The following is a 7,202-nucleotide window of genomic DNA, read 5'->3' as shown; positions in this document are numbered from 1 at the left end:
GGACATGCCGGGCTTCACGTGGTCGAACAGCGTGGGGCCGAGCCAGAAGCCGTCGGCCGTCGGGGAGCCGTTCCGGTCCTCGGCGGTGACCGGGTGCTTGCGGCCGTCCACGGCCAGCTCGGCGCCGTCGGCGACGCCGGACTCCACGTAGGAGGTGACCTTGTCCCGGTGCTGGCCGGTGACCAGCGGGCCCATCTCGGAGTCGCCGTTGCAGCCCGGACCGACCTTCAGGGTGGCGATCCGCTGCTTGATCTTCTCGACCAGCTCGTCACCGATCGGGTCGACCGCGACCAGCACGGACACCGCCATGCAGCGCTCGCCGGCCGCGCCGAAGCCGGCGTTGACGGCGGCGTCGGCCGCGAGGTCAAGGTCGGCGTCGGGCAGGACCAGCATGTGGTTCTTGGCGCCGCCCAGGGCCTGCACGCGCTTGCCGTAGCGGGTGCCGGTCTCGTAGACGTAGCGGGCGATCGGGGTGGAGCCGACGAAGCTGACGGACTTGACGTCCGGGTGCTCCAGCAGGCGGTCGACGGCCACCTTGTCGCCGTGCACGACGTTGAAGACGCCGTCCGGCAGACCGGCCTCCTTCCACAGCTCGGCGAGGAAGTTGGCGGCGGACGGGTCCTTCTCCGAGGGCTTCACCACGACGGTGTTGCCGGCGGCGATGGCGATCGGGAAGAACCACATCGGCACCATCGCCGGGAAGTTGAACGGCGAGATGATCGCGACCGGGCCGAGCGGCTGGCGGATCGAGTAGACGTCGACGCCGGTCGAGGCCTGCTCGGTGAAACCGCCCTTGATCAGCTGCGGGATGCCGCAGGCGTACTCCACGACCTCCAGGCCGCGGGCGATCTCGCCCAGCGCGTCGGAGTGCACCTTGCCGTGCTCCGCCACGATGATCGAGGCCAGCTCGTCGCGGCGGGCGTTCAGCAACTCGCGGAAGGCGAAGAGCACCGTCGTCCGCTTGGCGATCGAGGCGGTGCGCCACTCGGTGAAGGCCGAGGCGGCGGCGGCCACCGCCTGGTCGACCTCGGCGATCCCGGCGAAGTCGACCTGACCGGAGACCTGGCCGGTGGCCGGGTCGAAGATCTCGCCACGACGGGGGGCCGCACCGGCGGTGGCGACCGGCTTGCCGCCGATCCAGTGAATGATGTGCTTGCTCAAGGTCCGTCTGCCTCCGAAGTCCCGGGCGGCGTCCTGCCACCGGTCCGGTCTGGCGCCGCCCGCGGTGGGCCGGTCGACGGGAATCACGGGGCTACCGCGCTCGTCTCCCAGTCTGGTGGCCGCTTCGGCCCGGCTCAACGAACAGGCTGACGGGGATCATGGATTCAGCCTTACAGGTCGTCCGGTCACTCGGTCGGACGAACGGGGGCCTCCGCCCGGCCGGGGTCAGGAGTCCCCGTCCTCCGGCTCCTCCAGGTACGGGTCGTGCAGCCCGTCCGCCGCCTCCTGGGTCTCCAGCAGGTCCAGCCGCAGGTCCTGCGCCCAGGCCAGCGCCCAGCGCTTCCGCTCGTCCACCCCGTCGGCGGGGACACCCCGGGCGCGGAACCGGCCGTCCGCCGCCTCGGCGAGCGTCTCCAGCCGGTCGGCCAGCGCCGCCGGCTGGAAGTCCGGGTCCAACTCCCCTGCCAGCGCGAGCAGTTCGCCTTCCCGGTAGCAGCGGGTGAGGGCGTGCACATCGATCAGGTCACGCGGCATGCCCCGGTCCACCAGCAGCGCGGTGGTCAGCGCAGCCGCGTCCTCCAGGGCGACCACGGGCAGCACCACCGGCGGCTCGTCCGGTCCGGGCGCACCGAGGTCCAGCCGGACCGGGCGGTGGCCCAGCGGCTCCTTGCGCAGCTCCACCGTGTGCGACCGCCCGCCCAGCGCCAGCCGGACGGCGAGCTGCTCCAGCCGCGGTGTCCCCGGCCGCTCGGCGACCCCGCCGCCCGCCGCCCGGTACGCCTCGCCCAGGGCGGCGGCCACCTCCGGCAGGTCGGCCCCGCCGGTCACCAGGGTCAGCCCGTCCTGCGGACAGGCCGCGACGCCGTGGGCGCGCAGCGCGTGCCCGCCGGCCAGCGCGAGGCCGTACCGGTCGCAGACGGGTACGGCCGACGCGGCCAGGCGCAGCTGGGCGGGGCCCGGGCGGAGGGACGCGTCGACGGCGTGCGGGACGGTGGTCACGCCTCCAGTCTGCCTCGCCCGCCCTCCGCGCGCCGGCACCACCGGGCCCCGGGCGTCGGACACCGCGGGGCTCACCAGCCGCCGAGCCTCGCCGCCGCCTCGTGCAGGACGAGCTCCAGCAGCACCGGGTCGTTGAGCCGCCCGGAGCCGTCCGGCGGGACCAGCCAGCGCACGCCCCGGCTGGTCCGCTCGGGGTGCGGGACGACGATCCAGGTGCCCTCCCCCGCAGCGCGCACGCCGGTGCCGATCCAGCGGGCGGCGGTGCCGACGGGCACCAGGAAGCCGACGTGCTCGCCCGCGGCGTCGGTGAGGACCGGGCCGCTGGTGCACGGTTCCATGATCTCCAGGGCCGGGCGCCCGAGCCGTCCGGGGACGGAGAGGACGTCCCAGCGCCGGCCGGCCGGCAGCAGCACCAGGCCCAGCCCGGTGCGCTCCCACTGCTCCCGGAGGGCTTCCGGGTCCGGTGCCACCTGGGCGAGCCAGTGCAGTCCGGTGGTCTCCATGTCGTGTCCCCGCTTCTCGCCGTTCGTACTGTTCGGAGACGGCGGGAGGTGCGAGACCCGCCGTCACCAAGGAGAGGCGGACGACGGGTCCCGATTACACGACTAGGAGCACCCGACCGGGGGATTCGCGCTTCAGCTGTCGAAGCCCAGCCCCAGCCGGTCGAGGGTGCGCAGCCAGAGGTTGCGGTGGCCGCCGGTGCGGTCCGCCCGCTCCAGCGACCGGGTGGTGAGCTCGATCCCGGCCCAGCGGACCGGCTCGGGCGGGAACGGCAGCGGCTTGCTGCGCACCATGTCCAGCGAGGTGCGCTCGGTGCGCTCGCCGGCGAGGAGGTCGAGCATCACCTCGGCGCCGAAGCGGGTCGCGCCGACACCGAGCCCGGTGTACCCGACGGCGTACGCGACCTTGCCCCGGTAGCCGGTGTCGAAGAACGCCGAGAACCGGCTGCAGGTGTCGATGGCGCCGCCCCAGGCGTTGGTGAAGCGCAGGCCCTCCAGCTGCGGGAAGCAGCGGAAGAAGTGGTTGGCCAGGGTGCGGAAGGTCTCCGGCCGCTGGTCGTACTCGTGCCGGACGTGGCCGCCGAAGTGGTAGACCGCGTCGTAGCCGCCCCAGAGGATCCGGTTGTCGGCGGAGAGCCGGAAGTAGTGGAACTTGTTGGCGCTGTCGCCGAGGCCCTGCCGCCCGCGCCAGCCGATCGAGGCGAGCTGCTCGTCGTCGAGCGGCTCGGTCATCAGCGCGTAGTCGTACACCGGGACGATGTACGGGCGGACCCGCTTGAGCAGCGACGGGAACACGTTGGTGCCGAGCGCGACCTTGCGGGCGAGGACCCGGCCGTACGGGGTGCGGACGGCCATGCCGCTGCCGTGCTCCCGCAGGTCGGTGGCCCGGGTGTGCTCGAAGATCCGCACGCCCTGGCCCAGGCAGGCGTCCTTGAGGCCCCAGGCGAGCTTGGCGGGGTGGACCATCGCCACGCCCTCCTTGTCCCAGAGGCCGCCGAGGAAGGTCGGCGAGTTCACCTCGGCGCGCAGCTGGTCGGCGTCCAGGACGGTGATGTCGAAGCCGTACCGGGCGACCGCCTCGGCGATCTCGTGGAGCTCCTCGACCTGGTGGGGCTGGGTGGCGACGTCGATCTCGCCGGTGCGCTCCCACTCGGCGTCGATGCCGTAGCGCTTCAGGGTGGCCTCGATGCCGTCGAGGTTGGCGGCACCGAGGCGTTCCAGCTGGGCGAGTTCGGACGGCCAGCGGTCCAGGCCGTTGCCGAAGCCGTGGGTGAGGCTGGCCGCGCAGAATCCGCCGTTGCGCCCGGACGCGGCCCACCCGACCTCGTTGCCCTCGACCAGCACGACGTCCAGCGAGGGGTCGCGCTCCTTGGCGATGAGGGCGGTCCACAGACCGGAGTAGCCGCCGCCGACGACCAGCAGGTCGCAGGTGGTGTCGCCGACCAGGGCGGGCAGCGCCGCCGGCCGGCCGGGGTCCTCCAGCCAGAAGGGGGTGGGCCTGGCGTCACTGAGCGCGCGGGCGGAGTCCATGCATTATCAGCCACTTTCTACGAATAGATGACGTTCTTACGTGCCACCGCTGCCATTCCGCTGTCGGCCGTTGTCAGCCGTGTCGACTACTGCCGACCGTATGTCAGGCGGTGGCCTTCCGGCGGTTGCCCAGCCACTGGCCGACGACGGTCAGCGCGACGGCGGCCAGGAACATCGCGGTGCCGATGACGTTCACCTGCACCGGGATGCCGCGCTGCGAGGCGCCCCAGACGAACATCGGGAAGGTGACCGTGGTCGGCCCCGAGTTGAACTGGGTGATGATGAAGTCGTCGAAGGAGAGCGCGAAGCTGAGCAGCGCGCCCGCCGCGATGCCGGGCGCCGCCAGCGGCAGGGTGACCCTCAGGAAGGTCTGGGTGGGGGTCGCGTAGAGGTCCTGGGCGGCCTGTTCGAGCCTCGGGTCCATGCTCATCACGCGCGCCTTGACCGCCGTCACCACGAAGCTGAGGCAGAACATGATGTGCGCGATGAGGATGGTGGTGAAGCCGAACGGGATGCGCATGTTGAGGAAGAGCGTCCCGAGCGAGGCCGCCATGACCACCTCGGGCATGGCCATCGGCAGGAAGATCATCGCGGTGGTGGCCGAGCGGCCGCGGAAGCGGTAGCGGGCCAGCGCGAAGGCGACCATGGTGCCGAGCACGGTGGCGCCGATGGTGGCGAGCACCGCGATCTGCAGGCTGAGCGAGAGCGACCCGCACATGTCGGCCACGCCGCAGGGGTCGGTCCAGGCGTCGGTGGAGAACTCGTTCCACTCGTAGTTGAACTTGCCCACCGGCTTGTTGAACGAGAAGGCGAGCACGACCAGGTTGGGCAGCACCAGGTAGGCGAGGGCCAGCAGGCCGGCCAGCACCACCAGGTGGGCGCGGATCCACTTGGACATCCGGGACATCAGACCAGATCCTCCGTCCCGGCCTTGCGCATGTAGACCGTCACCATGCCCAGGATCAGGGCCATCAGGATGAAGCTCAGCGCGGCCGCCGTGGGGTAGTCGAGCACGTTCAGGAACTGCTTCTGGATGCCGTTGCCGACCATCTGCTCGCTCGGCGAGCCCAGCAGCTGGGCGTTGATGTAGTCGCCGGAGGCCGGGATGAAGGTCAGCAGGGTGCCCGCGACCACGCCCGGCAGCGAGATCGGGAAGGTCACCTTGCGGAAGGTGGTGAACGGCCGGGCGTAGAGGTCGCCGGCCGCCTCGTGCAGGCGCGGGTCGATCCGCTCCAGCGAGGTGTACAGCGGCAGGATCATGAACGGCAGGAAGTTGTAGGTCAGGCCGCAGACCACCGCGAGCGGCGTGGCCAGCACCCGGTCGCCGTCGGTCAGGCCGAGCAGGTTGGTGACGTCCAGGACGTGCAGCGCGTTCAGCGCGCCGACCACCGGGCCGCCGTCGGACAGGATGGTCTTCCAGGCCAGCGTGCGGATCAGGAAGCTGGTGAAGAACGGCGCGATGACCAGGATCAGGATGACGTTGCGCCAGCGCTTGCTCGCCTTGAAGGCGATCGTGTACGCGAGCGGGTAGCCGACGGCCAGGCAGAGCACGGTGGCGACGGCCGCGTAGGAGAACGAGCGCAGGAAGTGCCACCGGTACTCGACCAGGGCGTCCCAGTAGGTCGAGACGTGCCAGGTGACCTTGAAGCCCTCTTCGAGCGAGCCGGTCTGCAGCGAGGTCGACGCCTGGTAGACCATCGGGACGGCGAAGAAGACGACCAGCCAGGCGAGGCCGGGCAGCAGCAGCCAGTACGGGGTGAGCCTGCGCCTCGGCCTGCGCTCCGCCGGTTCCAGCGGGACGACTCGCGGCGGCGCGGCCGGGGTGGTGGCGGTCATGCGGCCTCCTCCGCGGTGCCCGCGTCGATCGCCTGGGCGGCGTCCAGGGCGAAGGAGTGCGCCGGGTTCCAGTGCAGCTGGACGGCGGCGCCGGGGACGATCCGGGCGTCGCGCTCCATGTTCTGCTCGAAGACGGTGACCTCCTGGCCGCCGTCGGTGCGCACCACGTACTGGGTGGAGACGCCGATGAAGCTGGAGTCGAGCACCGTGCCGACCAGTCGGTTGCGGCCGTCGGCGACCTGCTCGCAGGCGTGGGTGATGGTGATCTTCTCCGGGCGCACGCCCAGGTGGACGCGCGTGGCGTCGGTGGCGCAGCGCGCCTTCGGCACCGCGAGGCGGGCTCCGGCCGCGCTGAGCAGCAGGTCGCCGCCCTCGGTGCCGGTGACCTCGGCGGGCAGCAGGTTGGACTGGCCGAGGAAGTTGGCCACGAAGGTGGTGGCGGGGTTCTCGTACAGCTCGGCGGGGGCGCCCAGTTGCTCGACCCGGCCGCCGTTCATCACCGCGATGGTGTCGGCCATGGTCATGGCCTCCTCCTGGTCGTGGGTGACGTGCACGAAGGTGATGCCGACCTCGGTCTGGATCCGCTTCAGCTCCAGCTGCATCTGGCGGCGGAGCTTGAGGTCGAGCGCGCCGAGCGGCTCGTCCAGGAGCAGCACCTGCGGGTGGTTGATCAGCGCGCGGGCGACCGCGACGCGCTGCTGCTGGCCGCCGGAGAGCTGGTGCGGCTTGCGCCGGGCGTACGGGCCGAGTTCGACCAGCTCCAGCATCTCCTCGACCTGCTTCCTGACGTCCTTCCGGCCGCGCCGGCGCAGGCCGAAGGCGACGTTCTCGAAGATGTCCAGGTGCGGGAAGAGCGCGTAGCTCTGGAAGACGGTGTTCACCGGCCGCTTGTACGGGGGCAGGGCGGTGACGTCCTGGCCGCCGATCAGGACGGTGCCGGTGGTGGGCTCCTCCAGGCCGGCGATCATGCGCAGGGTGGTGGTCTTGCCGCAGCCGGAGGCGCCGAGCAGGGCGAAGAACGAGCCCTGCGGGACGGTCAGGTCGAGCGGGTGGACGGCGGTGAAGGAGCCGTAGGTCTTGCCGATGCCGGTGAGCCGGACGTCGCCGCCGACGGCCGCGTCGCGCTGCTGGTCTGTCATGGGGTGGTGTCTTCCTGGGTCTCTCTGCCGGGAGTGG

The 7,202-nt window shown here is 71.7% G+C and carries 7 protein-coding genes (1 of these 7 only partly in view); all 7 read right to left on the bottom strand.

The features are described from left to right. Positions 1–1,161, bottom strand: the 5' portion of a protein-coding gene (locus ACZ5GH_RS24150) for a CoA-acylating methylmalonate-semialdehyde dehydrogenase (protein WP_401117448.1). Its footprint begins 363 nt before the window's first position; the window shows 1,161 of its 1,524 coding nt (coding positions 1–1,161); its start codon is at positions 1,159–1,161; its stop codon lies beyond the left edge, outside the window. Positions 1,162–1,386: 225 nt separating this feature from the next. Then, on the bottom strand, positions 1,387–2,160 hold the full coding sequence (locus ACZ5GH_RS24145; protein WP_464335212.1) for a nucleotidyl transferase AbiEii/AbiGii toxin family protein: 774 nt from the start codon (positions 2,158–2,160) through the stop codon (positions 1,387–1,389). 71 nt (positions 2,161–2,231) lie between these two features. After that, positions 2,232–2,663: a bifunctional DNA primase/polymerase gene (locus ACZ5GH_RS24140; protein WP_387759425.1), complete on the bottom strand. Its 432-nt coding sequence runs from the start codon at positions 2,661–2,663 to the stop codon at positions 2,232–2,234. A gap of 132 nt (positions 2,664–2,795) precedes the next feature. Continuing rightward, positions 2,796–4,190: an NAD(P)/FAD-dependent oxidoreductase gene (locus tag ACZ5GH_RS24135; RefSeq protein WP_401117454.1), complete on the bottom strand. Its 1,395-nt coding sequence runs from the start codon at positions 4,188–4,190 to the stop codon at positions 2,796–2,798. A 103-nt stretch (positions 4,191–4,293) separates the two neighbouring features. Continuing rightward, entirely contained in the window at positions 4,294–5,097 is an 804-nt protein-coding gene (locus tag ACZ5GH_RS24130; protein WP_401117456.1) for an ABC transporter permease, read from the bottom strand. Then, complete coding sequence (locus ACZ5GH_RS24125; RefSeq protein WP_464335211.1) at positions 5,097–6,026, bottom strand: ABC transporter permease; 930 nt, start codon at positions 6,024–6,026, stop codon at positions 5,097–5,099. Before ACZ5GH_RS24125 ends, ACZ5GH_RS24130 begins: the two co-directional genes overlap by 1 nt. Beyond that, positions 6,023–7,165, bottom strand: a complete 1,143-nt coding sequence (locus ACZ5GH_RS24120; RefSeq protein ID WP_464335210.1) for an ABC transporter ATP-binding protein — start codon at positions 7,163–7,165, stop codon at positions 6,023–6,025. Before ACZ5GH_RS24120 ends, ACZ5GH_RS24125 begins: the two co-directional genes overlap by 4 nt. Positions 7,166–7,202: the final 37 nt, after the last annotated feature.

This window comes from Kitasatospora sp. Xyl93 (genome assembly GCF_055383135.1).
The sequence above is the reverse complement of the archived record's forward strand: the minus strand, read 5'-3'. Positions and strand labels throughout refer to the sequence as shown.

Bases quoted from the DNA above. Each gene is read 5' to 3' on its own strand.
- ACZ5GH_RS24125 (WP_464335211.1), bottom strand. From the start codon at position 6,026: ATGACCGCCACCACCCCGGCCGCGCCGCCGCGAGTCGTCCCGCTGGAA.
- ACZ5GH_RS24140 (WP_387759425.1), bottom strand. From the start codon at position 2,663: ATGGAGACCACCGGACTGCACTGGCTCGCCCAGGTGGCACCGGACCCG.
- ACZ5GH_RS24135 (WP_401117454.1), bottom strand. From the start codon at position 4,190: ATGGACTCCGCCCGCGCGCTCAGTGACGCCAGGCCCACCCCCTTCTGG.
- ACZ5GH_RS24130 (WP_401117456.1), bottom strand. From the start codon at position 5,097: ATGTCCCGGATGTCCAAGTGGATCCGCGCCCACCTGGTGGTGCTGGCC.
- ACZ5GH_RS24120 (WP_464335210.1), bottom strand. From the start codon at position 7,165: ATGACAGACCAGCAGCGCGACGCGGCCGTCGGCGGCGACGTCCGGCTC.